Origin of the sequence: uncultured Lamprocystis sp. (assembly GCF_903933125.1) — a bacterium.
In the GTDB taxonomy this organism is placed as follows: Bacteria; Pseudomonadota; Gammaproteobacteria; order Chromatiales; family Chromatiaceae; genus Thiodictyon.
In genome coordinates this window covers 1-26,342 of the sequence record NZ_CAIZIZ010000446.1, presented here as the reverse complement: position 1 = coordinate 26,342, position 26,342 = coordinate 1, and the positions used below count along the sequence as shown (strand labels likewise).

Genomic DNA, 26,342 nt, shown 5'->3' with positions numbered 1-26,342 from the left:
ATTGCCAAGCGCGGTAGTGGGGAAAGGCGGCGAGGGGTGAGTGATTCGCGTTTTGCGATAGAGGCGGCAGGCGCGGATGGGTGCGAACGCGAACCTGGGTTAGATTCCTTGAGTGATTCCGGCACCCGCGTCCGTGGTGCATGCCGAGCGTGCGGGGCACGCTGCGATTGAACGCGAATCGCTCTCGGGGAGCGGACGCTCCCGTCAGCTACCGCTTACGGCAGGGTCCCTGCCGGTGAGCGGATCGGTGCCGGCGGGGGCAGGGTGGGCAGGGTCGCGAGGATCTCCAGGATCTCCCTGCGGCCTTTGTCACTTGCAAACGGAAGCAACTCGGCATAGGGGATTTCCACCTCCTGATCGCAGGCCTGCACCATGTGCGGCAATTCGGTCGCGAAGACCATGCCGTGCAGGCCGAGGTAGGGGGCTTGCCAGGGGACCCAGCCCTCTTGCAGGGTCGCGGCGCAGCCCTCGTCGTCTCCATTCGGGTCCTTGCGGGCCGCTTCCGCTAAGAGATCAGGGGATCTCAGTGCCCGCGCCAGGACCAGGCGCAGCAGCCGCGGCCGGTCGGCGATCCAGTCCCAGAAGTCCACATCCTCGCCGGTCGCAAGGTCCCAGGTGTGGTGCGTCCGCCCCTCGTTTGGATGGGAACCACCGCAATCGACCGAACTCGCCTCCGCGGTGCCGAGCCAGCGTTCGCTCCAGAATTCGATCTCGCCCCGCACGTGCATGTCGGCCCAGAGGCGTTGCCGGCAATCGAAGAGTTCGAGGGTGGATTCGGCATCGCTCTGGGGCAGCCCCCGCAGCTTGCGGCTGATCGACGCGGCGTGCGGCCCCGGCTCCAGTAACTCGATGCCGGAGATCTCCAAGCCGTCGCCGATCGTCAGGGTGCGGGTGCGGTAGCGGTGGCCGGCAAAGGTCCGTGGCTCGCCGGTCACCACCCGAATCGACTTGGAAAAGGGCGCGGTGAATGCGAGGTTGTCGCAGGGCGGCCCGGTGGGGGCGTTCTCCGCGCCCGGATCGCCGATCAGGTACCCGCGGGTCAGGCGGATCGGCAGTGCCTGCCCGGTCTCCGCGGCAGTCCAGTGGCCGGTGATCTGCTCAGCCTCGGGTGTCAGCGCGGGGGCCTCCAGGTGCCAGATACCGGTGCCCGGGTCCTCTGGGACGCCCTCGCAGGGGCCCTCGCAATCTTCCTCCTCGACCGCCGGGTCATGAGGCTCCGCGTCACCGCCCACCGCCTGCCAGGTTCCATCCGGTTGCGGGTGCAGCGCGACCCGCCGCGGGTGACGCAGGTCGTAGAAGGCGCCGTCGCGGTCCGGACCGTCGAAACAGACGACGACCTCGCGCTCCCCCAGGGTCCCGCGCCAAATGCCGGTGAGGACACCCCCGTCGGCTGCGCGCAGTTCGTTACCCACCACCGGCCCTAAGGCCAACATGACCAGGGCCAGGAGTGCGGCGTGCAGCCGCCCGGTGCCGGGACAAGTCATCGGCAGCCTCCCGCGGTCGTGTCGGGGACCCGCCCAAGCTCGGTACACAGCGCCTGCTGCACGTCTTCAGACACCAGGTGGGCCAGGTCTAGGTAGGGAATGACGATCTCGGCTCCGCAGTCGTCCGTGGGTTCGGTAAAGGCGGTCGCGAACACCAGCCCGTCGGGCGCGAGCCCGGTCTGCCAGTAGTCGTTCGCCTCCAGGCGCCGCAGGCAGTCGTCGCGCGCGCCCGCCGCGGCGGCGCGCTGGAGGGCGCGCACGCGCACGCTGTGCAGCAGCGCTGCCATCTGCTCGGGGTCCTCGACCCAGTCGCGCAGGTCAAGTAAGGCCCCGCCCGCGAGCGCCCAGGTCCGGTACGCCACGCGCCGCGCCAGGGTCTCACCCCCGCGGCGGACCTCGCTGTCCTCGACGATGCTGAGCCAGTGGCGATTCCACAGTCGGATCTCGGCCCATTCCTCCAGCGCGCTGCCCTCGCCCCAGTCGTCGAGCAGGCGCAGGCGTGCCGTCCAGAGGTCATCGCGCAGCGCCGCGACGGTGGTCGGCAGGGCCGCCAGCAGGACCGCGTTCAGGCGCGCGGTGGCCGCCGCGTCGTCTGGCGTCTGCTCGCAGCACGGCGACGGGCGCGGCGTGGTCCTGTTGCGGTGCGTTCCGGTCGTGGCGTCGTCCAGCAGTTCCGGGCGGCTGATGCGCAGCGGATGGGTCCCGTAGGCGCTGACCACGCGGCGCACCCGGTAGCGGTGGTTGTTGAACCGGAAGGCTTCGCTGACCGACTCTCGCGGCGGCTGGTAGAGTCCGGCGGTGAAGGCCTCGGTGTCGCAGAAGCCGGGACCGGCCAGGGGCGGATCGGTCCGGGGTGTCAGCGGCGGGGACAAGCGCCGCAGGTGGATGGCGCCCGTTGGCTCGTGGTCCGGTCCGCGCATCACGCCGGTCAGGGTGTCGTCGGCGGGGTCGCCCAGCTCCCAAGTCCCTGGGGAGGGCCAGGGCTCGCCAGTGCCGGTGTCGTCGACGAGGTTGTAGTCACCGCCGCTCGTGCCGGCTGGCAACAGCGCGGTGGGAAGGCGGTCGCGCTGCGCGTAGTAGCGGCCGTAGCCTTGGGCCTCGATGCAGACGGTGATCGGAGCGTCGCCGAGTGCGCCTGCCCAGACTCCCATACGGGGGTCGAGGGCAGTGTCCTCGGCCGCGGCGATAAAGGTCGCGGCCAGCGCGCCGACCATCATTGCGCGCCGGCCCGGCCGCCGCCGGCGGTGCCGGTCGGTTGACGCGGCCAGCGGGTCCTCGGCGGGAGGCGGTGGACGTTTCACGAACCGTCCCACCATTCGAATGGCGTCTTCACCGGTTTGCCGTTCTCGAGTGTGAAGACCTCCACCGCCCAGCCCTCATAGGGGTTTGCGTCGATGAGGATCTCCATGGTCCCGTCGCCATCGAGGTCCAGGTAGTGGGACGGCACGCAGTCTTCTTCGCCGTCGGGCGCCCCCGACCAGTCGCAGAGCGCCGTCGGTTCCAGATCGCGCTCGGAGTGGGCCAGGAGGAGCAGCGAGTACAGGGTGCCTTCCCAGGGTGCATGCTCGGATTGGGTCCCACCTTTGGACTTGATCAGGTACTCGTCGCGGCCATCGCCATCCAGGTCGATGGCGTCCACACTGAGGTCGCGGACCGGCAAGTTCGGGGGATCATGCCGCGCCAGCACTCGCCGCACCAGCGGCATGAAGCGAGCACTGTCCGTGACTCTTCGCGGGCGCCGCGGCATCGCGTTCCACTCGCCCGCGACGGCCACGGTGGACTCCTTCAGGTCGCAGTCCGGCAGGGCCAGGCTCAGCCAGTTCGGGCCGGAGGCCTGGGCCGGACAGTTGGAGATTTGACCACCGGTGCAGGTGCGGAGTAGACCCTTGGTGCCGTAGAGACGCCAGCGCAGGGTCGGTGCGATCCAGTCCGGGCCGACCGGTGCACAGCCCCGGTGGGCCGCGGGAGAAAAGGTCTCATCGACCCATGCCTGGGGTCCATACCAGCGGCCCTGGGCCGAGCCGCCAAGGATGCCTACGCTCACGCCCTCGTCCATCATGGTCGTGCCGATCGCCACGGGATGCTGAAGGAGTCGGGGCGCCGTCGCGACTAGGGGCGCGGTCGCGGGCGGCCCGGCGGCGGTCGCTGAGCCCGCCAGCGGCGCCACGATCGGAAACCACACCGCCCCCAGGCGGGCGCGGTACGCGAGTCGGTCGCCGGTCGGGCTGAATACCGGATCGGCCACCGCGTCAAAGGGACCATCGTCGGTCGCGCCGATCTGCATGCGCGCCCGACCGTGCCGGTTCGCCGCGAAGGCGAGCGTGTTGCCGTCCGGGCTCCAGACCGGCGCGTCGCCTGGCGCGTCGCCTGGTGGGTCGCCATCCGTCTCGCTAAGGATGCGCCAACCCGGGGGCACTCCTTCGGTATCGGCACCCTGACTATCCCACCAGGCGGGGGCGCCGGTAACGCGGTTGAAGACCGCCCCTGAGCCGACCTCCAGGTCGGCCAGAGGCCGATCGCCGGACCAGAGCCGCGTCGGTGCAGCGTTGATTCCGTCGGGTGTCTGCGGTGTCGCGCGCACGAGGTACACCGGGGTCTCGGCGGCATCCGCAAACAGCGGGGCCCCGACGCTTCCCGGTGTGGCGACCCTGGGTTCCTGGCGTCCGCCCCAGACGACGAATTCGGCCCCGGCATCGGCGGCCCAGTAGGCGAGTTGGCGCCCGTTCGTGCTGAATACCGGGGTGCCGACCGGGTCGTACTCGGGTTCCGGTCGTCCATCGAGTACGATGAAGTCCCGTTCGTTGCGCCGGGCGCGAAAGGCGAGCCGGGTGCCGTCGGGGCTGAAAACCGGCAGCCCTACCTGGTCGTAGGCGGGACCGTGACGGTGGTCGCGGACCATGAACCAGTCGTTGCCGGTCCGCGCCGCGTAGGCGAGTTCGCCCTTGGCGCTGAAGACCAGGTCGGCGATGGTGGTGGTGCGTCCGGTGGCATCGGCGTTGAACCAGCCGATGTCGTCGTACAGCGAACCGGGGGTGTCGGCGACGACTGCCCGCCAGCCCTTGGCGTTCCGCGCCCGGTAGGCGGGCGGCCCGCCGGCCGGGCTGAATACCGGTGCCCCGGCACCGATCCAGGTTCGGCCCGGGGTGCCGTCGAACACGATGAACTCGCGGCCCCGGTCGCGTGCCCAGTAGGCGCTGTGGCGCCCGTCCGCGCTGAAGACCGGCGCGCCGACACGGTGGAACACCGCCCCCTCGCGGTCATCGACAACCACGAAACGCGCGTCCCCGCGCCGGGCGCGATAGCCCAAATGCCGCCCATCGGGACTGAAGACGGGGTCGCCGAGTCCGTCGTAGGGTGCGCGGCCCAGTTGGCCGTCGACCGCCAGGTTGGCGCTCCAGCACTGCCGCGTGGTGACGTCGTAGAGGGCGAGCAGTTGGCGCGGCGGCGTGGCAGGCGTCACAGGCTCGGTTTCGGGCTGGGGTACCGCGGGCGCCCCAAAGACCAGGATGCGCCGTCCGTCCGGGCTGGACTCGACGGTGCAGCAGTCCGCCGGGGCCGCGTGGTCGGCGCGCACCTGTTCCGCCGGCGCCGGCGGGTAGGGGTGTCCGGCGTCGGCGGCCAGGCGCGTGCGGTGATTGTAAAGCCAGCAGGAAGCCAGTGCCGGAATGGGACCCGGTGCGGCGGGGTCGAGACCGCCGGCCGGACTCAAGTCGGGGACTTGCAGCGGCACCAGGAGCCAGCCGGCCGCGCCGTCGTCCAGAATCAGGAGCGCCCGTCCGCCCGGACGGTTGTTGCCGGGCCGCGCGAGCGGCTCATAGAGCCTGGCCCAAGCCGTGCCTTCCGGGGTCTCCAGGCCCGTGGGGACCTCGGTGCGCTGGACCTGGCTTTGCAGGGCGGTCACCCGATTGACGGTGAGTCGGTGCTCCAGCTCACAGTCCCGGCGGCAGGCCGGCGCGCCGGCCGCGCGGTCCTGTGGATCGGCGTGCGCGGCGCAGTCCTCGGCGCACCGATAGGGCGCGAGCCCCGGCACCTCCCAAGCGGTTCGATCGGCGCGGCGGCGGGTCACCCACAGGGTCGGTGGGCGATAGTCGAGTCGCAGCGATTCGGCCTGGTCCGCGTGCAGGTCGACACGGCTGAAACGGTCGCTCGCCAGGGTCCAAGCGTCGACCAGCACCGGCGCCGCCGCGTCCGCGCGCCACACCAGGTCATGCCAGTGTCCGGCCCCACCGGTACCGTCCTCTCCCTCATCCCGATCCAGGTAGCGCAGCCAGTACAGCGGCGGCGGGCCGGCCAGCCGGCGCAACGACAGCGACCAGGGCTCCGGTTCGACGTGGCCGTTCGGTCGGGTGTCGGCGGCGGCACCGGTCAGCGGCAGCGCTGCGCGCCCTGGGATGGACAGCTCCAGTCGCGTTATGCCTCCCGCGTTCTGGACACAGCGCAGGCGAGCGAGCGGAGCAGAGGGTTCATCGGCGATCGGGATAGGCCGATCACAGATGGACGGCGGGGCGGTGGCGGTGCCGGGTGACGCGGCCTCGGCTTGCGGTGCCGGCGTGACCAGCCCGGCCGACTGCCCGGCGGATATCGAGACGAGGAGCAGAAGTAATGACAGGACACTGAACCCGTTCGCGCGCGCAGTCGGCGGGGCAATACGCTTCAGGTCGTCCACGATCAGGTGCTCATGGTCACCGCGCAGCGGCCAGTGCGCCTGAAATCGCCATCCTGGCGCTTCGCAGGGGCTCGCAGCCGCATCTGCGGTCGGACCGATGATTCAGGCCCAACTGCGCTGTCGGCGGTTCAGGCAAAGGGCCGCGCCTGCCGGCGCATCTGCTCGACGATGGCATAGACGCCAACGTGGCGATTGGGGCTCAGATGTTCTTCCAAGTGCAGACCTTCGAAGAGCGCATCCACGTCGGTTTCCTCGATTTCCGCGGCGGTCTTGCCTGAAAACAGGGTCACCAGGATCGCCACGACACCCTTGATGATCGCCGTGTCGCAGTCTCCGGAGTAGTGGAGTCGGGGTGGTGTGTTCGCGTCCGGATGAACCGCCAGGTGGACCGTACTCATGCACTCCCTGACCCAGTTTTCTTCGGTCTTGTCGACGGCCGGCATGGCCGGCAGGCGTTCGCCGATCTCGACCAGATACTGGTAGCGCTGGTCCCAGTCACCGAGCAGTTCGAAGTCTTCGATGACGGCATTGATCTCGTCACTGATCATTGAGAAATCCTGTCGGTTGATGCGGGAACAGAAGCAGGCGCGGGCAGGGAGGCCCCAGCGACTGGGAGCGTCGTCAGACGCTGAACGATTCCCCGCAGCCGCAGGTGTTCTTAACCTGCGGATTGCGGAACTCGAAGCCTTGATTGAGCAGGCTGGACCGCACGAAGTCGATCTCCATGCCATCGATCCGTGTCAGGCTGGTCTCATCGACCACCACCTTGACCCCGTGACTTTCAAAGATCTGGTCCTGATCATCCACGGCGTCGGCGTAATCGACCTCGTAGGCAAAACCTGTGCACCCGCTCTTCCTGGTGCCGACGCGCAGGCCGAGTCCATGCCCGCGCTGATCAAGCATACCGGCCACGTGGCGGGCTGCCGCTTCGGTGAGTGTGACGGCCATCTGGGAACCCTCTATCAAAGTCGACTCATGGGTTCCCAGATAGCCCTCACGGGGAGCCTTTTCAAGATCGCCTCAGTGCCGATGCTCCGCCACGTCCATGCTGGCGACCGAAGCCATGTCCATCAGGCCGCGCATCAGTCGGGCGCGCTCGTCGGTCGGGATGGTTTCGATCAGCGCCTGTTTGTCTTCCGGGCTCAGCGGCAGGTGGGCGCAGAGCAGGTTGACCAGATCGGCGTCGGCCATTTTTTGCACATCATCCCAGGGCACCTCGACCCCGCGCAGGGTGCAGTAGGCTTTGAGTGAGCCGAGAAACCCGTTGCGGTCAGTGAGGGTCACGCTTTCCTCGTGATAGTCTGCGGCGAAACGCTCCCAACCCGCGGAAACCCGCCGGTAGCCATGGCGTCCCTCCACCTCGGTGCGCACCTGGAAGCGGCACATGCCGGTCAGGACCAGCACGATGCGCCCGTCCGTCGTCTCGCTGTACGAGGTGATGCGGCCGGCACAGCCGATGTGGTGAATCTCCGGAACCTCGTCCAGCAAGGTCTCGCTGGTGGGCTGGACCATGCCGATCACGTGCGCCTCCGCCAGCGCGTCTGTCACCATGTTCAGGTAGCGTGGCTCGAAGAGATTCAGCGGGAGTTGAACGCCCGGCATCACCACCGCGCCGGGCAGGGGAAAAATCGGAATCTCGACGGGCAGATCGGCAAATTTCGGGAAAAACGGGCTGCGGCTCATGGCGGGCTCCGGGGGCGGTCGGCCATCGGGATCGGGTGGTCATTGCGCGGACATTCGCAGAATTGGGGACGACTTTCAGGGTTCCTAGCACCGGACTGATTGAGCCGCACGAGGGTGTCGCGGGGCTCGCTGATCACGGCTTGTCGGGTGTCCTTGCGAAGGATACAGATGGACTCCCGTGCGCCCCGTCCCGATTGCCTTTAGACTGGCGGCTGGTCATGACGCATACCCGCCCGATCTCGGGGTGCGCCGCGCAAACATTTGGTTACCATGGGGGAGATCCAGCATGTCGACGACCGCAGACTTTGAGGCCCGCACGCCATCCTGTAAGACCGTCGCCGACTTCGCGGCCTTGGCGCGGGAGGCCGCCGCGGTCGATGCGGGTTATGCCAAGATCCTGATCGAGAAAGCGCAGGCCCAAGCCAAGGGACTTGCCGACTTTCTGGATCTGGCGGCGACCCTGAAAGCGCAGGGCGAGGTCGCCGCGGCCCTGGATCTTTATAAGAAGGCCGCCCGCCATCTGGATGGCATGGCGGATACCGTGGCCTATGCCGCAGGCTTCATCGAGGTCTTCGCTGATTCGGCCGCCGCCCGCAAGGTGTTGGAGGACGCCGAGACCGACTGCCAGTTCCCCAAGGACTTCGCTGACCTGGCCGGCGGGTTCAAGGGGATCTGCGGCGATCAAGCCAAGGTTGCCGAGCTGATGGAGCAGGCGGCCGAGTTCGCGATGAGCGGTGAGGAGCATCTGGACCTGGCCCGCGGCTACTGGGATCTGTTGGGTGATCAAACCCAGGCGGCCGCGGCCTTTGCCAAGGCGCTGCCCGAGGTCAACGATAAGAACCAACTCCTGGAACTGGGTGGATTCATCGCCTCCCAGGTGGGTGACCCCGAGTTGGGTAAGCGTTTTTACGCCAAGGCCGAGGAGAAGCTCGCCTCCGCTGCCGAACGCATCAAGCTCGCCGAGGCGGTGCTCAAGGATACCGGTGACAAGGGGTATGCCGCCGCCGTCTACAGCCGGGCCGCCGACCGGCTGACTCAGCCGAATGACCTGATGGCCGTGGCCGCCAATCTGGTCGACCAACTCGGTGATCAAGCCGCGGCTGCCGCCATTTACCGTAAGGCCATGGCCGCCATGAGCGATCTGGGTCAATACACCAAGCTGCTGGAGGCGGTTGACGCGCAGATTGGCGATAAAGGTTTTGGCCGGGAGATCCTGGATCGCGCCGCGGCCGTTGCCGCCGGGACGCCGGATCTCCTGGACCTGGCCCGCCGCGCGGTCGTCACCATCGGGGATCAGGATCTGGCCCGGGGCCTGCTCGGCAAGGCCGAGGAACAGGTGTCTTCCGTCGGAGAGATGAAGAGCGTGGTGGCGGCGGTCAAGGACCATTTCGCCGGGATGCCTGACTGGGTCGCCCAGGTGGAGGACAAGCTCGCCCGGCGTGAAGCCAACCAGGAGAAATACGCGCTCTTCCAGGAGCGTGAGAAGAGTGCCGACTCGGCGGTCAAGACGCTGAAGCTGGCGGATGCCGTGATGGCCGAGTTGGCAGACCGCTTCTACGCGCAAAAGCTGTTGGCGGATGCGCAGCAGCGGCTGGAGGATGAGGGCTGGGACTTCTCCAGGGCCCGTAAACTGGTGGAGGGCGTGAGTCGCCATCTCGGCGACAGCGCGTGGGCCGAGCGCCTGCTGAAAGAGGCGGGTGAACGGGTTCAAGGGTTCGCGGGTGTGAGCGCGGTGGCCGAGTCCGCGGTCGAGCTCCTGCCGGACCGCGAGCGGTCGCGCGCTCTGGTCGCCGACCTGCTGGACGGTTTCGCACGGCAGTTGGGTGGGTCGGCCGGCGTCTATGACCTGACGAAGCTTGCCGCTGTACGCGGGCGCTTGCTGGGTGACGCCGCGGGCGCCGCGGCCGTCCTGGAGCAAGCCGCGGGGCAGGCAACCAGCCACTTCCAATGCGCCGAGATGGCGCGTGTCGCGCGCGATCTGGGGTTGGAGGCGCCCGCGCGCGACCTGGTCGCGAAGGCGGCCGCGTGCTGTGCGTCCGCGGGCCAGGCCCGGCAACTGGCCCGCCGGCTCAGCGCGGACGGGGTCGCTCAGGAGCAGATCCGCGCGGTCTATGTCGGGCTCAAGGACCGTCTGAGTCAGTCTGCCGACCGGGTGGAGTGGGCGGAGTCGATCGTCGATCTGTTCGGCGACCGCGCCTGGGCCAAACAGGAACTGGACGCGCTGGCGCAGTCGGCCCCGGCGGCCGAGATCGCTGAGATCGCCCGGCGCGCCCGGCGGCGCGCCGCCCACGCTTAAGTTCAGCGGGGAGATAGGCGATGTTTGATAATGTTTTTCATGCCTTCGAGAAGTTCCTTGCGGCAGTCTTGCTGATCCTGATCGCGGCTGTGGCCATGATCGCCGTGGCGGAGCTTGGCTATCTCCTCTATATCGATATGACCAGTCCGCATGGCCTGTTGATGGGCCTGAACGAGTTGTTCGAGATCTTCGGCATGTTCCTCATGGTGCTGATCGCGATCGAACTCATGTCCAGTATCTATATGTACATGAAGGATAAATCAGTGCACGTGGAGATGATGTTGTTGATTGCCATCACGGCCCTGACCCGCAAGGTCGTGATCCTGGACAAGGAAACGACCGACCCCATGGCCATGCTGGGGATCGCGGCCTTGCTCGGTACACTCGTCGGCGGCTATTACCTGGTCAAGCGCCAGGACGTGGCGGAGATGCACCGATGATGACCCTGCCGTTCGTTCTGGCCGCGCTTGGTCTGGGCGCGTTGTTCGTGCGGCAACGCGGCTTGGCGCTGGGGGCCTGGGTCCTGGCGCTGGCCGCTTTGCTATGGCTGTTCCACTTGCATGTCACAGACCCACTCCCGCTTGCCTTTTAGGGGCCATCGATCATGTTAAGGACCCTGTCCCTGCATCTGAACACCCTCGGTCTGCTCGCCATTGTCGCGGTGCTGGCGTTTGCCTTTGCGGACCAGGTCATCCACGGCGACCTGCCCTGTCCACTGTGTTTGCTGCAGCGGGGCGGTTTTGTGCTGGCCGGCTTTGGTTTGGCGCTGAATCTGACCTGCGGAACGCGGGCCAGCCATTACGCCGTGGTGATCCTCGGTGCAGTAGCCGGCGGTGCGGTAGCCGTGCGTCAGGTCTTGCTGCATATCGTGCCGGGCACAGGTGCCTACGGTGAGCCTTTTCTGGGGTTGCATTTTTATAGCTGGGCGGCGCTGCTGTTCGGGCTGATCATTGTCGGCACGGCCGTCCTGCTGCTGTTCGACGGCGGTTTCAACCAGTCGGACGACCGCCCCGGTACTCAGCCGGCAGCTCCGGGGCGCCTGGGTCTGCTGGCCTTGGTGCTGTTCACCCTGATGGTCTTGGCTAACATTCTGTCGACCGGCCTCGAGTGCGGGCTCGGTCTCTGCCCGGACAATCCCACGAACTACGAATGGCTCGCTCCGCCGCCGCGGACGCCCTAGGCCGATCGTGACCCGGGTCGCGGATTCATCCGACGGTGATCCGCTTCCAGGGGTTAGAATGCCCGCAAAGGCAATAACCCTAACGGCCGCAGGCAGACCCCCTTGATGAATCAGTTCACCAAAGACGAGGCGCTGGAGCGCGACGTCAAGCTTTTCACGGCCCTGCTGGGCGAGGTGCTGCGCGAGCACAGCCGCAAGCGGGTCCTGGTGATCGTGGAGCGCTTGCGTGACGGCTTCATGCAGTTGCGCGAACAGGAAGATGCGGCGGTGCGCGACCGGCTGATGAAGCGTATCGACGGGCTGGACGCCCAAACCCTGTCTGAGGTGATCCGCGCCTTCACCATCTATTTCGGGCTGGTGAATACGGCGGAGGAACTCAACGCCTATCTCTACCGCATGGATCGGATCAGCTCCGGCGAGCGGTTGTGGATCGGCTCACTCGACGACACCGTGCGCCAACTGCACGCCGACGGGGTGAGCGCGGAGAACTTCCAGAGCCTGCTCGACCATCTGGTCTATCTGCCGGTCTTCACGGCGCACCCGACCGAGTCCAAGCGCCGCACGGTCATGGATACCTTCCGGCGCATCTTCCTGATCGCCCAGGGGTTGCATCGCGAGCGACTCAACGAGGAAGAACTGGAGGAACAACTCCAGGCGATCCTGACCGAGATCCAGATTCTGTGGAAGACCGATGAGGTACGGGTCCACAAACCCCAGGTCACCGATGAGGTCAGCCAGGGTCTGCACTATTTCCGCGAATCCCTGTTCAAGGCGGTGCCTGAGCTTTACCGGTATCTGGAGAAGGCGATCCGCCGCACCTATGGGCCGGCCAGCGGGATTCGGGCACCGAGCTTCATTCGCTTCGGATCCTGGATCGGCGGCGACCGTGACGGCAACCCGTTTGTCAAGCCCGAGACCACGGAATTGGCGGTGCGTCTGCATCACGAACTGGTGCTGGAAGAATACCAGCGGCGGGTGGAGGGGTTGCGGCGGATGCTCAGCCACTCGGTGCCCATGTGTGCGCCCTCGCCGGCCTTCCTGGACAGCCTGGATGCGGATGAGGACTACTGGCTCAACACCATGGGTGAGAGCCTGCGCCGCCATGTCAACGAGCCTTATCGGCGAAAACTCGCCATCATGGCGCATCGACTCGCCGCCAATCTGGCGCGGGTGCGTGCGCGGATCCGCGGTGCGCACCACGAAGTCCTGCCGGCGGGCTACAACGGCGATCGGGAGTTCCTGACCGACCTCTATCTCATCCGCGACTCACTGATCCACCATGGCGACGCGAACGCCGCGGCCGGTCCCTTGCAGGATCTGATCCGGCTCGCCGAGGGGTTCGGTTTCCACTTGGTCCACATGGACTGCCGCCAGGAGTCCACCCGTCACACCCAGGCGGTGACTGAACTCTTCGCCCGCCAGTCCGGCGCACCCTATTACCAGGCTTTCGACGAGGAGCAGCGCCTGATGGCCCTGGCCGAGGCGATTGCCCACCCGCATCCCTTCATCGTCGACAAGGCGACGCTGACCCCGGAGACGCGCGAGACGCTGGAGACCTTCGAGGTCATGGCCCGCATGCGCGCGGAGATCGGCGCCGGTTGCTTCGGTCAGTACGTCATCTCGATGACGCACGCCGCCAGCCATGTGATGGAGGTCATGCTGCTGGCGCGTCTCGCCGGACTGGCCGGGCGCGACCGCGACGGCTGGTTTTGTCACATCCAGATTTCACCGCTGTTCGAGACGATCGAGGATCTGGGCCATATCCAGGGGGTCATGTCGACCTTGTTCGATAATCCGACCTATAGCGCCTTGCTCAAGGCTTCCGGCAATCACCAGGAAGTCATGCTCGGCTACTCGGACTCGTGCAAGGATGGCGGTATCCTATCCTCCAGTTGGAGTCTCTACGATGCCCAGCGCAAGGTCATCGCGCTGGCCGACGATCGGCGGGTGTCCTGCCGCATCTTTCACGGTCGCGGCGGCACCGTTGGCCGCGGCGGCGGCCCGACCCACGAGGCGATCCTGGCCCAACCGGTCGATACGGTGCATGGGCAGATCAAATTCACCGAGCAGGGCGAGGTGCTGTCCTACCGCTACGCCAATCCGGAGACCGCCCGCTACGAGCTGATCATGGGGATCAGCGGGCTCATCAAGGCCAGTCGGTGTTTGATCGAACCACTCACGGAGGATCGCAACGATTATTTGGGAATCATGGACGAGCTGGCGCGTTACGGCGAGGAAGCCTACCGCACGATGGTGCATGACACGCCGGGGTTCATGGATTATTTCTATGAGTGCACCCCGCTCGATGCGATCGCCCTGTTGAACATCGGCTCACGGCCGTCGCACCGTAAACCGGGTAACCGGACGCTGTCATCTATCCGCGCCATTCCCTGGGTCTTCGGCTGGGGTCAGTCCCGCCTGACCCTGCCGGCCTGGTTTAGTGTTGGTCAGGCCTTGGAGCGCTGGCGCGGCGGCGATGTGCAGCGGCTCGCCAAGCTCCAGCGGATGTATCACGAGTGGCCCTACTTCCGGGCCTTGTTATCCAATACCCAGATGGCCCTGTTCAAGGCCGAGATGCACATTGCGCGTGAGTACCTGCGTCTGGCGCAGGATCGCCCGCGCGCCGAAGTGATCTACGGGTTGATCGAGGCTGAATACGAGCGCACCCGCACCCAGGTGCTGAATGTCGCCGGACTGCGCGGGCTCATGGAAGAAACACCGGAACTGGCGCAGTCGCTGTCCCGCCGCAACCTCTACCTCGACCCACTGAACCATATTCAGGTCGCGGCCCTAGCCCGCTATCGTGGCGAAACCGACGAAACCAAGCGCGAAGAGTGGCTCGACCCGCTGCTGCGCTCCATCAATGCCATTGCGGCGGGGATGCGCAATACCGGGTAATTCGACCAATGTTTTAGAGCGATCGTGGACCATGGCTATACGCCGGATTGAAGTTCTTGCATTCGTCGATTGGACAGCTCAGATCTATAATGCGGGCGCAACGAAAATCCAGAATCCAATGCGGCGGGCTCAAGCTACTTTAGACAGGACATGTCGTGCACTCGCGGTATGTCTAACCGAAACGGAGCCGCACGTTTTATTCAATGTGCGATTGCGTCTTTATCACGGTTGGTATCGGGGGCTGACGCGCACCGAGAACCGAGATGCGATGAGGACGCTAGAGTCGAGTGCGGATTTCGAGTTCCCAAGGTTCGATCACGTCGTTTTCTGGCGGCCAATCGAGTATAGCGAGAATCTAATCAACGCATTGCCGCACCGGAAAAGGCAGAAACCGCCGCAGATAGAACTCCCCGACACCTGTCGCCCGGCGGCTGACTCTCATGGGGACGAACGTGAAAAAATGGTCGATACCGCCCTTGCTTGCGATTTGGTGACTCATGCTCGGTTTGATCCTGCGGACTGGCGGGTGATCCTTGCAGAGGATGATGATTTTGTGCCGGCAGCCTTCGTTGCCGAGGCGTGGTCGAAAGGTAAAGGTGGTCGTACGCTGCTGTTACGCCGACGACAACAAAGTAAGCATCTTGAACTCACCGGGATCCTTAAAGAGGATACGACATGATTCCAACGACTGATAGGCTTCGCGATGATCTCTCGCTGTTTTCCGATGTGGGAACAGATGTTCCGGTTGTCCATGAGGATTCCCGTCATGTCAAGGTTGTTCTGTATCGCAATGGCGTCAAGTTGTCACTGAAATTCGACAAGCATACCGGCTGTGTTGTTCAGTCGTCTAACGAGACCGATCCAGTCACCCGCTACCCGAATTACCGCGTCCTGCTCGCGTCTAAGGTATTTGCCGACTTGCGGACTTGGGCTAGTTCACAATACAGAATTTTAAGAACCTCAGTCGACGAGGCGCTGTTGCTTCCGGTATCGGGATCGATGACTATCGATACTGGGAGTATTGATGCTAACCTCGATAACATCGACGACTTTCTTACCGCTAGCCGTGGAGAGGGCGAGTGTTTAAGAACGCTCCTGATCGATGGCCCGGCAGGTGTTGGTAAAACCATCCTGATAGAGCGATTAGCACTGCGCCGTTCCCGCGATTTTATGCAGGTCCAGGCGCCACTTCTCTTACATGTTCAGAGTAGGGGACGGGTCTTGTCTTTTTTGCAGGACTTGATCGCCTACAGTTTACAGACCATGCGGGTGCAGGTTACCTATGACCAACTTCCAGTCTTGGTCAGACACGGATTAGTGCAGCTCGCGATCGACGGTTTTGATGAGCTAGGTGATCCTGAAGGTTATGATCTTGCCTGGGCACAACTGGCTCAAACGATCGAAGACATCGAAGGGCAGGGGGCATTGATCCTTGCCGGTCGTGAGACGTTCATCGGTCGGGAACGACTTCTGAAAGCGATTCCCCGCCTCGGGCGGGCGCACCACCGGCTGGGTGTGCTGAGCTTGAAAGCTGTTGATCCTAACGTTGCCAAGCGCTGGCTTAAGGGTCGCGACTGGCAGGAAAATGAAATAGCACATGCGGAAAAATTGGGGTTATTCGAGCAGGGATCGTACGCGTTGCGCCCGTTCTTTCTCTCCCAGTTGGCTGGCCTTGGCAAGAACACTGAGTTCCTGACTACTCCGCCGCTGATTCATTTGATGAACGCTATGGTCACACGTGAAGCCGGAAAATTCGGTGATCGTGTTGAGCAGGTCATGGATCAAGAGCAGCGCGAGCAATTCATAATTCAAGTGCTCGTCGAGGCGGCTCGGGATATTGCGGAGAACCAAACTGAATCGGTCGACGAGGAGATGCTGCTCTGGTTTGTGGAAATAGTTCTCGGTGATGGTTGCGACGACACGATCAAGCGACTGCTGAAGAACCGGATTCTTGTTCTTGCGTTTCTTGTTAATGATGACCGTCATGGCTACCGCCGGTTTGCGCATTCCGAGTTTTATAATTTTTTTCTTTCTCACTCAGCCATCAACGCTGTCCGGGATAAGGAGGTTCCAAAGTTCCTCCGCCGCACAATCCTTGGGGCGGATTTTCTGGTGAGTTTCGGCGCTGTATTCGAGTCTATACCATCCGTCCAAGCGCAGACCTTTCTTAAGGTTGGACAAGATCTCTTGTCACAAGCCTCGAATCTCGATCGATCCGGACGTAACATCGCTGCACTTCTCTTGGCGGCACTTCCCGTCTCGGATTTGCCGAACGGCGTTGGGATCGTCGGTGCCAATGTGGACGATGCAGTTATCAGGGGTACGGCTCAGCTCGCACGCATTGCCGATAGCTCCATCAATCAATTCGACCTGAGAGGGGCGGATATTTCGGGGGTGTTATTCGATTCGGTGGGAGTCAGCACGCTCATCGCGGATGAAACCACCCGCCTTTCATCATCATTTCCCGACGTCGGTTGGATTCAACTGGTGTCGGAAAGAAGCGATAAGACGCTGGACGGAGCGCTTGCAAGGGACTGGATCGATCGTCATGGAAGACGCCCGATGAACGTGGATGGTGCGATTGTGCCTGTCGATGTGAAGGATCACGATCTCTATAAGTTGCTGGAAAGGGCATGTCGGGTGATGCTGCGTCATCATTGGATACGTAGTTCGGGTGAAGATCGTGTGGCGCTTCTTGTAAGAGCCCCTTGCTGGCATGAACTAGAAACGTTGCTGATGAAATGGAGTCTCTTGACCAAAGAAATTGACAGGCAGGTCGGAGGAAGGCCTTCCATTTTTTATCACATCAAAAATGCGGCTGATATCCTCGCTGACAATCCAGAAAAAGAGGAAGTCGTTGGCTTTCTTCAGGAGATTGTAGCAAGCATCCGCAATTCGTTGGTTTGCTAGCAGTCTTTGTCGGTCTCACGTCCCGGCAATCCGAATGTTTGGCGATGCGCAGTCGGTCGAGGTCTTGCCGCGGAAAACCCTCTCATTTTTCTATTGCCTTCCGTAGCCGAAATCTCCCGCGTCGCGATAGCGGTGGCTGGGATGCAGAGCGAAACACTCATGGATGGCGGCAGACCACAGGTTGGGGACGAGATGATTACGTTGCGTTAAAAAAAGGCCAAGGGCCCATGCCGCCACCCGCATGGCGACCAGCGGGGCGATGGTCGCCGTTCCCCCGGTGCGCTGACCGTCAGCGCAACATCAGGCCGAGTTCGTACTCCAGGTTGTAGTGGCCGAACACCAGATTCGCCTCGCGGGTGAGGTCTTTGAACAAGTCAAGCGGGTCTTCCCCGGCCGAGATGCGCTCGCGCACCATCGTCTCCAGAATGTCTTTGAAACTTTGTTTCATCGGGAATCTCCGGAAGGAATCAGGACTCGCGGGCCACGCAGGCAGCGCGAACACGGCGCCTGGCCCCCCGCGCACCACGAAGGGGGCTCTGGTCCACGCCTTCGCTCATTAAATAGTGTAGCACCCGATTGGCCGATGTGTGCCGGGGGTACGCGATCACCCGGCGGGCGCGGGGTGCAGGGCTCAGGGTCGTTGCCGCGGCTCGTCGGCGTCGGCGTCCGTCGCAGGTGCATCCTGGGTCGATGTCGGCTCCGCGCCTTTGGATCTGGAGGTCTTGGGCCCGATGAAGAGCAGCCAGGCGGTGACCCCGATGAAGGCGAAGAACTCGATTGCGGGTCCATTTATCTGCATGATCAATCTCGCGGGTCAGTGAGAGTTCGAGCGGCGGTTCGGATCTTTGGGACCTGCGGCCATGGTCTCAACGGGGACGCGGGTAGGGCTTTTCCTGGTTGCTAATGTCGGTTCTCCGCGGGCTCGGCGTTGTGTTCGCGGTCGGCGCGCACTACCCTCGCGCCTGAGTTACTCACATGACCAGCCCGGATCCTGCATTTGGAATGAAGCCCCTCTTCGTATTGCACAGCCACGGCCGCGGCGGGGCCGAGACCCACCTGTTCGCTCTGGCGCAGACCTTGAGCCGCCGCGGCCACCGACCGGCCTACGCCGGCCCCGCGGATTCCTGGCTGATGAAGCGCTTCCGGGCGGCCGGCTTTCCCGGCGACGCTCTGCCGATGCATGGTTTCTATGACCCGGTCTCGATGTTCAGACTCGCCTGGATTGCGCGGCGCCGCGGTGCCGATCTCATCCACGGGCATCTGACCCGTGGTGCGCGGTATGCCGGCATCGGTGGGCGTCTGACCGGGCTGCCGGTGGTGGCGACAGCCCACTCCACCAACGCGGGGAAGCATTTCGGCCGTGCCGATCGGCTGATTGCGGTGAGCGGCGCCGTCCAGCGCTTTCTGGTTCAAGAGGGTTATGACGCGGAGCGGATCAGCGTGGTCTACAACGGCGCCGCGGACCCGCTGACGCTTCCAGTGCAGTCGACGCTGCGGCCGACGTTGAATTTGCCTGACCGCGCGGTCCTGTTCGGTATCCTGGCGCGCTTCCTGCGCGACAAGGGCCAGGACGTGGCGATCTCGGCACTGGCGCACTGCGAGCCACGGGTCCATTTGGCCCTGATCGGTGACCCGGAAACCCCCTGGGGCTCGGCGATGCGTGAGCAGGTGCGGATCGCGGGTGTCGCCGGACGTGTGCACTTCTTGGGATTCAGCGACACGGCGCCCCAGTTGATCCGCGAACTCGACGGATTGATCGTACCCTCCCGTCGTGAGGCTTTGTCACTCGCACTCATCGAGGCGGCGGCGGCCGGATTGCCGGTGATCGCCTCCCGTATCGGCGGTATCCCGGAGGTGGTGGTGGATGGGGAGACGGGTCTGCTGGTTCCGAGTGAAGATGCGGCGGCGCTGGCCGCGGCCATGGGCCGGCTGGCCGCGGACCCGGCGCTGCGCGAGCGGTTCGGGCTCAACGGCCGCGCCCGGTTCCTGCGGCAGTTCTCACTGGAGACCATGGCGGATCGCGTCGAGGCCGTCTATCGACAGGCACTGGCCGGGGCACGGCCATGAGCGGCATCTCGATTCTGATGTACCACCAGGTCGGCGACTTCCGACGCGTCCGGACGCATCGCGCGGTCTATTGCCATCATCGCCGCTTCGCCGCCCAGATGGCGCTGCTCAAGCGGCTGCGGTGCAGTGTTTTGACGATGGATCAGGTCCAGGCGTGCCTGGCCGGCGTGTGTCCGGTACCGTCCCGGGCGGTGGCTATCACCTTCGACGACGGCTATGAGAACTTCTATGCGTTCGCCTTGCCCTGGTTGCAGAACTACGGGTTTGCGGCGACGGTCTATGTGGTGGCCGGCCTGGTCGGCTGCCAGGCGCACTGGCTGCGGACCGATGGGTTGCCCGATGCGCTGCTGATGGACGCCCCACGTCTACGCGAGGTCCGCCGTGCCGGCATTCAGGTGGGTTCTCATGCCTTGAGTCATGTGCCGTTGGCCGGGTTGTCCCACCCGACGCTGGAGTCCGAGTTGTCGGGAAGTCGGCAGATTTTGGAGGACCTGCTCGGCGAACCCGTCACCCACCTCTGCTACCCTTACGGCAGTCACGATGCGGCTGTCGTCGCGGCGGCGGCCGGCGCGGGATACGGTACGGGTGTGACCTGCCTGCGAGCCCGGGCGACCAGCGCCTTCGATCCGCTCGCCCTGCCGCGCAAGGCGATTTCGCTTGGCGACGATCGGCTGGGCTTCCTCTGGAAGCTCTTGTTCAAGAATCGGCCCAAAGGGTCGGCGGTGGTTCGGGCGCCGGACCAGTGACAGTCTTGAATCCATTGATGTCCAAAATGAAATTTCCCTACGGCTTGAGCGATTTCGCCACCCTGATCCGGGACGGCTACTGGTATCAGGATCGCACCGAGCGGATTGCGATGCTCGAAGCGGCGGGGCGGCAACTGATTTTTATCCGACCTCGCCGTTTCGGCAAGAGTTTGCTGCTGTCTATGCTGGAGCACTATGACCAGCGGTTACAACGTCGGCGAGAGCATCTATCTGGAGCCTGACTTCAATGACCTGTGCGGCTTCACCGAGGCTGAAGTGGCGACCGTGCTGGATCATCTGGCGCAGGAGCGCGGGGACGACGGTGCGCCGGCTGTCTGGTCATCCGCCGCGGCGCTTGGAACCATGCGTACCTTCTACAACGGCTATCGCTTCAGTGAGGACGCCACGGCGAGTCTCTACAATCCAACCCTGACGCTTTATTTTCTGAAGGCCCTGCAGCGGCATGGCGAGCCGCCGCGACGGCTGTTGGACGAAAACCTGGCGATGGACCGCGGTAAGTTGGTCTACATCGCCGACCTGCCGCACGGCGAGGCGCTGCTGGTCCAAGCGTTGAGCGGCGACGCGACTGTGACGATCCCGGAGTTGGCACGGCGCTTCGGGGTGGCCGAGGTTTTGGCGGCGACCAAAGACCAGCCATTTATGGCCTCGCTGCTCTATTACTTCGGCATCCTCACCCTGGCGGGCGAGGGGGAACTGGGCAAGCTGATCCTGAAGATCCCCAACCTGGTCGCGCGCGCGCTCTATGTGGAGCGGCTGCGTGAGCGCTGGCTGCCGGACGCGGCCGAACGGGATTCGTCAAGTAATTCCCGATAGACCGCGAGATTCCCCTCCACCATCGCGGCGATGGAGAACTCCCGCGCCATCAGTGCCTGGCCCGCGGCACCCAGGATGCGGCGGCGCTGCGGGTCGGCGAGTAGCGCGGCAACCGCGGCGCTCAGGGCGGCAGCGTCTCCGGGGGTGACCAGCACACCGTTCTCCCCGTCGCGCACCGCCTCCGGAATGCCCCCGGCACGGCTGGCGACGATCGGCACCCCGGCGCTGGCCGCCTGAAGCAGCGCGACGCCAAGGCCCTCCATCAGGGCCGGGTGCACCAGCACATCAACACAGGGAAGCAATTCGTCCAGGTCGGTGCGAAAACCCGCCAGGGTCACCTGATCGGCGACTCCCAGGGCGCGCGCCTCCTGCGCGAGGTCCGCGGCCAGCGGGCCCTGGCCGAAGAAGATCACCCGCAGGTCCGGGTGTGTCGCGACCAGTGCCGGCAATGCCCGCAGCAGGACGCGGTGTCCCTTGCGTTCGATCAACTGGGCGACGACGGCGATCCAGAGTCCGTCTGCCGGTATCCCGAGCCGTTGCGCCGCCGCGGCGCGGTCGCCGGGTCGGGCGTAGCGCTGCCAGTCGACCGCGCTGCGCACCACCCGCAGCTTGTCGGCCGGCAGCCCGCCCGCGGTCAGCACCCGCCCGATCTCCTGCGAGATGGCGATCACCCGATCATGCAGTTGGTATTTCAAACGCACGAGCCAGGCTGCCTCGGGGTTGTCCACCCGCCTGGTGTGGACCACCGGCACCCCGGCCACGCGCCCCGCGATCCCGCCCATCACGTCCGCCCCGATGCGGCTGTGCAGGTGCACTAAGTCCGGCGCGCTCGCGCGGATCAGTCGCAGCAGGCGCGGCACCAGCAGCAGGTCCGCATCCCCGTGCATGGGCAGGCCCTGGACCTGGGCGAAAGGCGCGGCGGCGGCGGCAAGGTCGCAGCCGCGCGGGCAGGCGAGCAGGTTTTCGTGACCGCGCGCGTGCAGACCCCGGATCAGGTGCAGGACCTGGAAGGCCCCGCCGTAGAGGTGCCGGCCGCCCTCGACGTGCAAGACCCTCACGGCGCCTGACCGATGACCTGGCGGGCGGCGGCCAGCACCTCGCGCGCGCGGATGTCACGCATGCAGGTGAAGGCCCCGTCGCAGGTGGGTCGGCGCTTGCAGGGGGAGCAGGGCAGCCGGTGATAGAGCACCCGGGCGTTGGCGCGCGTCGTATCGGTGTAGGGGCAGGTGGAGCCGAACAGCAGCACGGACGGGGTGCCGTGGGCGATGCCCATGTGACTCAGGCCGGTGTCCACCCCCACCAGCAGGGCGGCGTGGTCGATCAGCGCGGCGGCCTCGCTCAGGCTGGTCTGGCCCGCGAGATTGACCAGGGGGTTATCTGCCCCATCAGCCGTTCCATCGGCCGCCCCGGCCGCATCGCTGATCCGATCCGCGGCCTCCCGGTCGCCCGGACCGCCCAGCAGCACCGGGATCAGCCCCAGGTCCGCGCGCAGGCGCCAGGCCAGGTCGGCCCAGCGGTCCTCGAACCAGTGCTTCTGCGGTCGGGTGGTGAAGGGGCACAGGGCCGCGAAGCCGCTGGTCAGCCCCTCCCGCACCAGCGTCGCGTCGGCCGCGGTCGCGGCGGCCGCGTCATAGTGAACGGCCATCGCGAAGTCGGCAGTGGGCAGACCCAGCATCTGTGCCAGATGCAGGTACTCGGAGCCGATGCGCCGCGGGTCGCCGCCGCGGTCAACCGTGCGGGTCATGAGCCAGGCGCTGCCCTCGCGCGAGCCCAGGCCGACCCGCTCCCGCGCACCGGACAGTCGGGTCAGCAGCCCGCTCTTGGCAAGTCCTTGCAAGTCCAGGGCCAGATCGAAACGCCCCTCGTGCAGCGTTTCACGCATGGCCAGCAGCCCCCTGGCCAACTGACCGAACCGACGTTCACGCCACAGCCGCCGCCAGTGGCCCATGGGGCAGACGATCACCTCGTCCAGATCCGGATGGCGGTCGAGCAGCGCCCGGCACTCCGGCTGGACCAGCCAGGCGATATGTGCCTGCGGACAGGCACGGCGCAGCGCCGCGATCAGTGGCGAGGCAAACACGATGTCGCCGATGGCGGAGAGGCGCACCAGCAGGATACGGGCGTGCGGGGCGATGGTGAGGGGTTGGTCCGGCGTCATGACGCAGTGATTCGGGGTGGCGCGTACCGAGCGCGCTTCGGCAGGTCGATGACCTGTTCGCGAGCCAACTCGGCCGCATACCGGATAGCCGCGTGAACATCGTCAGCGGTCAGTGATGGATAGCTGTCGATGATCTGTTGCGCGGCCAGCCCTGCGGCGAGGTTGTCGAGCACGACGGATACCGGTACGCGCGTTCCGGTGATACAGGCTTGCCCATGGCAGATCAGGGGGTCAATGTGGATTCTCTGTTCCCAAGTCATCGTTGTCTCCGGTTCCGGCCGTAGAGGGTCCGCACAGCGGACCCTACGGTAACACCCTGACCTGTAGGGGCCGCTATTCGGACCGACGACCCCGCGGATCGCACGGTGGCCGGGCTTATGACCAAGGTCGGCAGCGCGGATGCGGTCCGACCGCTCTCGGCCAACCAGGATCAGCGCGCGGCCTTGCGCGCATCCAGCGCCATGAAGAGATAGGACCAGCCATTGAAGATGAGTTCGATGGCGACGAACAGGCCGATCACCCACATGCCGGACTCCGGCCATTGGCCAAGGATCATGCCGCCCAGCACGATGGACACCAGGCCCGAGAGCGCCACCCAAAACCAGCCCGCCGCCGCCGGCCGCAGTTGGAAGGCCATGATGATGCGCACCAGACCGACCGCGATCAGAATGCCGGCCAGCACCAGGGTGAGGACGACGGAGGCACGCGCCGGGTCCATGATGATGTCGACCCCGGCCGCGATGTACAGCAGGGCGATCAGCACATGCCAGAGCACCGACTTCCAACCCTTGCAGGTGAAGGCATGGACCAGTTGAAAGAGTCCGGCGGCGAGGATCAGTATCCCGAAGAACAGGACGCTCGCCAGGGTGAGCATGAAGGTCATGTAGAACCCGGCGGTGCCCAGGATGATTGAAAGAATGCCCAGGGCCAGCAGCCAGCCCCAGTGCTTTTGTACCTCGGCGGAAAAGGCACCCTGGACGGTCGCCGCGTTGCTAATAGACATCATCGGTTCCTCTGTTGGTTGACGCGTTGTTGATAGGTTAAGTCAGGAGTCAGAACGATAGCCTTCGTACCTGATATCCGGACAGGCACTCGTGTAGGGGCGGGTTTAAAACCCGCCCCTACGTCTGCCCGGCCGCCTGCGGTGGTCGACGCCACGCCTGGGCGACCAGCACCATCACCGCCGTGGATGCCAGTCGGGTGCGCACGGTGTCGGCGCGGCTGGTCAGCACGATGGGCACGCGCGCCCCCAGCACGATGCCCGCGCTGTCGGCCCCGGCCAGGTACTGGAGCTGCTTGGCCACCATGTTGCCGGCCTGGAGATCGGGCAGCAGCAGGATGTCGGCCCGGCCCGCTACCGGGGAGACGATCTTCTTGGTCCGGGCAGCCTCCTCGCTCACCGCGTTGTCGAACGCCAAAGGCCCGTCGAGGGTGCCGCCGGTGAGCTGACCGCGGTCGGCCATCTTGCACAGCATGGCCGCATCGACGGTCGCCTGCATCGCCGGGTTGACGGTCTCGACCGCGGCCAGGATGGCCACCAGCGGCGTCGCGATGCCGAGCACCTGGGCGAGGTCGATGGCGTTCTGGCAGATGTCCACCTTGTCCCGCACCGTCGGTGCGATATTGATGGCGGCATCGGTCAGCAGGAGCAGCCGCGGATAGGTCGGAACATCCATCACGAACACATGGCTGACCCGGCGCTCGGTACGCAGGCCGGTCGCCCCGTCGACCACCGCGGCCATGAGTTCGTCCGTATGCAGCGAGCCCTTCATCAGGGCATCCAACTCGCCGGCGCGGACCATCGCCACCGCCTGCCGTGCCGCCGCATGGCTATGCTCGACGTCGACGATGCGATAAGGCGTCAGATCCACGCCTTCGGCTGCCGCGACGGCGCGTATCTTGGCCGCCGGTCCGATCAGCACCGGCGCGATGAGCCCGCGCTTGGCCGCCTCGATCGGCCCCAGCAGCGCGTCGCGGTCGCAGGGATGAACGATGCCGCACAGGACCGGCGGCAGCCCCAGGCAACGGGCGAACAGCGGCGCGAAGCCGTCGTTACGCCGCAGGATCACCTCGGGCGTGGCGACGTCCGAATAACGCAGTCGCGTTGTCGGTGCGGCGACGGTGCTGGTGCCCGTCACCAGCATCTCGTCGCCCCGGCGCACCTGACAGTCGAAAACGATCTGGTGATCGTCCGGACGTTTCTCCAGTGCGGTCACGGTGCCCACCAGTTCGTCGCCCACGGTCAGGTCGCCGCAAAAGCGCAGGTCTTGCGCCAGGATGCGCGTGCCCGGCCCCGGCAGCCGCCGGTTGAGGATGCCGGACACCAGGGCCTCGGCACTCACCGCCTCCACGATCAGTTCGGCCGCGGGGGCCGCGGCGTCGAGATGGAAGGGGTCGAGGTCGCCGGAGACCAGCGTCAGCGCTTCGACATCGGCGCGGCTCAGGCGCCGGGTGACGGTCAGCGTCGCCCCGACCGGGATTTCGTCATAGGTCTGATTGGTGTAGGAATCCATGGTCGGCCTTTGGTATTCACACGGATGCGACCGCTTCGGGAGCGGGCCAGGATGTGCGGCAACCGTCCGGTCGCCCGGAGTGCGCGCGGGGCAGTCCGGGCGTGATCGCGGACATGCGGAAAATCATACACCGATGGTGGGTTGCACGCATCCGTCAAAACCGACTCCCATCGCCGGGCTCAGGGGGCGCTTGGACCGGTAGCAGCCGCGTGCCCGCCGACAGCGGCCGCACCAGCGGTTTCAGGCGGCGCAGTCCGGCCGGGAGGGCGGCCAGGGCGGCTTCGGCCTCGGCTTGGGTGGCGTAGTCGCCCAGGAGCAGGGCATACCAGTCCTTGTCCCGATGGCGGCCTTTCAGCGTCCGCACCTGTCCGAACAGTCCGTGCTGTTGCGCGAAAGCGGTGAGGCCCGCGTCGCTGTTCACGGTCAGGAGTTGGATGGCGAAGCGCGGTTGGTCCTGGACCAGCGGGGCCGGGGAGGGGGTTACGGCGCCGGACGGTGCGGTCCGGTCCTCGCTCGTCGTCCCCGCCAAGGGCGTGGCCGGCATGATCCCAGGCGCGGAACCCGTCAGTCGTTCCAGCCCAAGCAGTGCGACCAGGATGAGCCCGGCGGCCAGGACCCGGCGCTCCGGCCGGCGCGGCGAGGGCGGGGGATGGTCGCCCTGGGCGAGCAGCAGGCTGTAGATCGGCCGGCCGCCCAACCCCTCGGCGGTGAAGGTGGCACTGAGACAGGTGAGAATGATCGGCAGGACCAGCGCGTGGGCGCCGGTCCAGCAATTCCAAATTTGAGGGTCTGCTGCGGCCCATGGTGGATGCGGCGCGCACAACCGACGTGCTGAATCCCGAACATCGTGCGGCGCGCCTTATCCACCCTACAAAATTGCAGGTTTTGTAGGGTGGATAAGCGCAGC

General features: G+C 65.4%; 23 protein-coding genes and 1 pseudogene. 10 read left to right on the top strand and 14 right to left on the bottom strand.

Annotated features, from left to right (window positions below; all coding sequences use genetic code 11):
* Nucleotides 1-215: 215 nt before the first annotated feature.
* The 6 genes from QZY03_RS24065 to QZY03_RS24040 form a co-directional block, all read right to left on the bottom strand.
* Nucleotides 216-1,484, bottom strand: a complete 1,269-nt coding sequence (locus tag QZY03_RS24065) for a hypothetical protein (protein WP_295585336.1) — start codon at nt 1,482-1,484, stop codon at nt 216-218.
* Nucleotides 1,481-2,785: a hypothetical protein gene (locus QZY03_RS24060; RefSeq protein WP_295585334.1), complete on the bottom strand. Its 1,305-nt coding sequence runs from the start codon at nt 2,783-2,785 to the stop codon at nt 1,481-1,483. The genes QZY03_RS24065 and QZY03_RS24060 overlap by 4 nt, the downstream gene beginning before the upstream one ends.
* Complete coding sequence (locus QZY03_RS24055; RefSeq protein ID WP_295585332.1) at nt 2,782-6,150, bottom strand: hypothetical protein; 3,369 nt, start codon at nt 6,148-6,150, stop codon at nt 2,782-2,784. Before QZY03_RS24055 ends, QZY03_RS24060 begins: the two co-directional genes overlap by 4 nt.
* 128 nt (nt 6,151-6,278) lie before the next feature.
* Nucleotides 6,279-6,698: a SufE family protein gene (locus QZY03_RS24050; protein ID WP_295585330.1), complete on the bottom strand. Its 420-nt coding sequence runs from the start codon at nt 6,696-6,698 to the stop codon at nt 6,279-6,281.
* Between the two features lie 73 nt (nt 6,699-6,771).
* Complete coding sequence (locus tag QZY03_RS24045) at nt 6,772-7,098, bottom strand: iron-sulfur cluster assembly accessory protein (protein ID WP_295585329.1); 327 nt, start codon at nt 7,096-7,098, stop codon at nt 6,772-6,774.
* A gap of 72 nt (nt 7,099-7,170) precedes the next feature.
* Nucleotides 7,171-7,833, bottom strand: coding sequence for an LON peptidase substrate-binding domain-containing protein (locus QZY03_RS24040; protein WP_295585327.1), 663 nt, complete (start codon nt 7,831-7,833; stop codon nt 7,171-7,173).
* Between the two features lie 286 nt (nt 7,834-8,119).
* Between QZY03_RS24040 and QZY03_RS24035 the strand changes: the two genes are divergently transcribed.
* The 7 genes from QZY03_RS24035 to QZY03_RS24005 all read left to right on the top strand — a co-directional run bounded on the left by QZY03_RS24035 (nt 8,120) and on the right by QZY03_RS24005 (nt 17,117).
* Nucleotides 8,120-10,129: a hypothetical protein gene (locus QZY03_RS24035; RefSeq protein ID WP_295585325.1), complete on the top strand. Its 2,010-nt coding sequence runs from the start codon at nt 8,120-8,122 to the stop codon at nt 10,127-10,129.
* Between the two features lie 20 nt (nt 10,130-10,149).
* Entirely contained in the window at nt 10,150-10,569 is a 420-nt protein-coding gene (locus QZY03_RS24030) for a phosphate-starvation-inducible PsiE family protein (protein WP_295585323.1), read from the top strand.
* Complete coding sequence (locus QZY03_RS24025; protein ID WP_295585322.1) at nt 10,566-10,721, top strand: DUF5993 family protein; 156 nt, start codon at nt 10,566-10,568, stop codon at nt 10,719-10,721. Before QZY03_RS24030 ends, QZY03_RS24025 begins: the two co-directional genes overlap by 4 nt.
* 12 nt (nt 10,722-10,733) lie before the next feature.
* The gene (locus QZY03_RS24020; protein ID WP_295585320.1) at nt 10,734-11,309 is read left to right on the top strand and encodes a disulfide bond formation protein B; all 576 of its coding nucleotides are present in this window, start codon (nt 10,734-10,736) and stop codon (nt 11,307-11,309) included.
* A 105-nt stretch (nt 11,310-11,414) separates the two neighbouring features.
* Complete coding sequence (gene ppc / locus QZY03_RS24015) at nt 11,415-14,207, top strand: phosphoenolpyruvate carboxylase (RefSeq protein ID WP_295585318.1); 2,793 nt, start codon at nt 11,415-11,417, stop codon at nt 14,205-14,207.
* A gap of 31 nt (nt 14,208-14,238) precedes the next feature.
* The gene (locus QZY03_RS24010; protein WP_295585317.1) at nt 14,239-14,886 is read left to right on the top strand and encodes a hypothetical protein; all 648 of its coding nucleotides are present in this window, start codon (nt 14,239-14,241) and stop codon (nt 14,884-14,886) included.
* Nucleotides 14,883-17,117, top strand: a complete 2,235-nt coding sequence (locus tag QZY03_RS24005) for an NACHT domain-containing protein (protein ID WP_295585316.1) — start codon at nt 14,883-14,885, stop codon at nt 17,115-17,117. The genes QZY03_RS24010 and QZY03_RS24005 overlap by 4 nt, the downstream gene beginning before the upstream one ends.
* A 289-nt stretch (nt 17,118-17,406) precedes the next feature.
* On the opposite strand, the gene QZY03_RS24000 is transcribed toward QZY03_RS24005, so the two are convergent.
* Nucleotides 17,407-17,565 carry a hypothetical protein gene (locus QZY03_RS24000; RefSeq protein ID WP_295585314.1) on the bottom strand — a complete coding sequence of 53 codons (159 nt, stop codon included), beginning with the start codon at nt 17,563-17,565 and terminating at the stop codon, nt 17,407-17,409.
* 183 nt (nt 17,566-17,748) lie between these two features.
* Nucleotides 17,749-17,916 carry a hypothetical protein gene (locus QZY03_RS23995; RefSeq protein ID WP_295585312.1) on the bottom strand — a complete coding sequence of 56 codons (168 nt, stop codon included), beginning with the start codon at nt 17,914-17,916 and terminating at the stop codon, nt 17,749-17,751.
* Between the two features lie 203 nt (nt 17,917-18,119).
* Here QZY03_RS23995 and QZY03_RS23990 point away from each other — a divergent pair, with 203 nt between their 5' ends.
* The 3 genes and pseudogenes from QZY03_RS23990 to QZY03_RS23980 all read left to right on the top strand — a co-directional run.
* Nucleotides 18,120-19,184, top strand: coding sequence for a glycosyltransferase family 4 protein (locus tag QZY03_RS23990; protein WP_295585310.1), 1,065 nt, complete (start codon nt 18,120-18,122; stop codon nt 19,182-19,184).
* Nucleotides 19,181-19,930 carry a polysaccharide deacetylase family protein gene (locus QZY03_RS23985; protein ID WP_295585309.1) on the top strand — a complete coding sequence of 250 codons (750 nt, stop codon included), beginning with the start codon at nt 19,181-19,183 and terminating at the stop codon, nt 19,928-19,930. Before QZY03_RS23990 ends, QZY03_RS23985 begins: the two co-directional genes overlap by 4 nt.
* A gap of 26 nt (nt 19,931-19,956) precedes the next feature.
* A pseudogene (locus QZY03_RS23980) lies at nt 19,957-20,725 on the top strand (AAA family ATPase); the annotation flags it as partial.
* Here QZY03_RS23980 and QZY03_RS23975 read toward each other — a convergent pair.
* From QZY03_RS23975 to QZY03_RS23950, 6 genes are all read right to left on the bottom strand, one after another.
* Nucleotides 20,692-21,822, bottom strand: coding sequence for a glycosyltransferase family 4 protein (locus QZY03_RS23975; RefSeq protein ID WP_295585307.1), 1,131 nt, complete (start codon nt 21,820-21,822; stop codon nt 20,692-20,694). The pseudogene QZY03_RS23980 and the gene QZY03_RS23975 sit on opposite strands and share 34 nt — an antisense overlap.
* Nucleotides 21,819-22,922 (bottom strand): glycosyltransferase family 9 protein, encoded by a 1,104-nt coding sequence (locus QZY03_RS23970; protein WP_295585305.1) that lies wholly within the window; start codon nt 22,920-22,922, stop codon nt 21,819-21,821. The genes QZY03_RS23975 and QZY03_RS23970 overlap by 4 nt, the downstream gene beginning before the upstream one ends.
* A complete protein-coding gene (locus QZY03_RS23965; RefSeq protein WP_295585303.1) occupies nt 22,919-23,182 on the bottom strand; it encodes a DUF433 domain-containing protein in 264 nt (87 codons plus the stop codon). Before QZY03_RS23965 ends, QZY03_RS23970 begins: the two co-directional genes overlap by 4 nt.
* Before the next feature lie 170 nt (nt 23,183-23,352).
* Nucleotides 23,353-23,928, bottom strand: a complete 576-nt coding sequence (locus QZY03_RS23960) for an HdeD family acid-resistance protein (RefSeq protein ID WP_295585301.1) — start codon at nt 23,926-23,928, stop codon at nt 23,353-23,355.
* Nucleotides 23,929-24,043: 115 nt separating this feature from the next.
* Complete coding sequence (locus QZY03_RS23955; protein ID WP_295585299.1) at nt 24,044-25,435, bottom strand: bifunctional enoyl-CoA hydratase/phosphate acetyltransferase; 1,392 nt, start codon at nt 25,433-25,435, stop codon at nt 24,044-24,046.
* Between the two features lie 154 nt (nt 25,436-25,589).
* The gene (locus QZY03_RS23950; protein WP_295585297.1) at nt 25,590-26,258 is read right to left on the bottom strand and encodes an SPOR domain-containing protein; all 669 of its coding nucleotides are present in this window, start codon (nt 26,256-26,258) and stop codon (nt 25,590-25,592) included.
* Between the last annotated feature and the right edge of the window lie 84 nt (nt 26,259-26,342).

What these genes read in the sequence shown, in the direction of transcription:
- QZY03_RS23960 (WP_295585301.1), bottom strand. Translation starts at nt 23,928, where the DNA reads ATGATGTCTATTAGCAACGCGGCGACCGTCCAGGGTGCCTTTTCCGCC.
- QZY03_RS24040 (WP_295585327.1), bottom strand. Translation starts at nt 7,833, where the DNA reads ATGAGCCGCAGCCCGTTTTTCCCGAAATTTGCCGATCTGCCCGTCGAG.
- QZY03_RS23970 (WP_295585305.1), bottom strand. Translation starts at nt 22,922, where the DNA reads ATGACGCCGGACCAACCCCTCACCATCGCCCCGCACGCCCGTATCCTG.
- QZY03_RS24025 (WP_295585322.1), top strand. Translation starts at nt 10,566, where the DNA reads ATGATGACCCTGCCGTTCGTTCTGGCCGCGCTTGGTCTGGGCGCGTTG.
- QZY03_RS24050 (WP_295585330.1), bottom strand. Translation starts at nt 6,698, where the DNA reads ATGATCAGTGACGAGATCAATGCCGTCATCGAAGACTTCGAACTGCTC.
- QZY03_RS24045 (WP_295585329.1), bottom strand. Translation starts at nt 7,098, where the DNA reads ATGGCCGTCACACTCACCGAAGCGGCAGCCCGCCACGTGGCCGGTATG.
- QZY03_RS24035 (WP_295585325.1), top strand. Translation starts at nt 8,120, where the DNA reads ATGTCGACGACCGCAGACTTTGAGGCCCGCACGCCATCCTGTAAGACC.
- QZY03_RS24065 (WP_295585336.1), bottom strand. Translation starts at nt 1,484, where the DNA reads ATGACTTGTCCCGGCACCGGGCGGCTGCACGCCGCACTCCTGGCCCTG.
- QZY03_RS23955 (WP_295585299.1), bottom strand. Translation starts at nt 25,435, where the DNA reads ATGGATTCCTACACCAATCAGACCTATGACGAAATCCCGGTCGGGGCG.
- QZY03_RS24000 (WP_295585314.1), bottom strand. Translation starts at nt 17,565, where the DNA reads ATGAAACAAAGTTTCAAAGACATTCTGGAGACGATGGTGCGCGAGCGC.
- QZY03_RS24005 (WP_295585316.1), top strand. Translation starts at nt 14,883, where the DNA reads ATGATTCCAACGACTGATAGGCTTCGCGATGATCTCTCGCTGTTTTCC.
- QZY03_RS23990 (WP_295585310.1), top strand. Translation starts at nt 18,120, where the DNA reads ATGAAGCCCCTCTTCGTATTGCACAGCCACGGCCGCGGCGGGGCCGAG.
- QZY03_RS23965 (WP_295585303.1), bottom strand. Translation starts at nt 23,182, where the DNA reads ATGACTTGGGAACAGAGAATCCACATTGACCCCCTGATCTGCCATGGG.
- QZY03_RS24010 (WP_295585317.1), top strand. Translation starts at nt 14,239, where the DNA reads ATGGCTATACGCCGGATTGAAGTTCTTGCATTCGTCGATTGGACAGCT.
- QZY03_RS23985 (WP_295585309.1), top strand. Translation starts at nt 19,181, where the DNA reads ATGAGCGGCATCTCGATTCTGATGTACCACCAGGTCGGCGACTTCCGA.
- QZY03_RS24020 (WP_295585320.1), top strand. Translation starts at nt 10,734, where the DNA reads ATGTTAAGGACCCTGTCCCTGCATCTGAACACCCTCGGTCTGCTCGCC.
- ppc (WP_295585318.1), top strand. Translation starts at nt 11,415, where the DNA reads ATGAATCAGTTCACCAAAGACGAGGCGCTGGAGCGCGACGTCAAGCTT.
- QZY03_RS23995 (WP_295585312.1), bottom strand. Translation starts at nt 17,916, where the DNA reads ATGCAGATAAATGGACCCGCAATCGAGTTCTTCGCCTTCATCGGGGTC.
- QZY03_RS24030 (WP_295585323.1), top strand. Translation starts at nt 10,150, where the DNA reads ATGTTTGATAATGTTTTTCATGCCTTCGAGAAGTTCCTTGCGGCAGTC.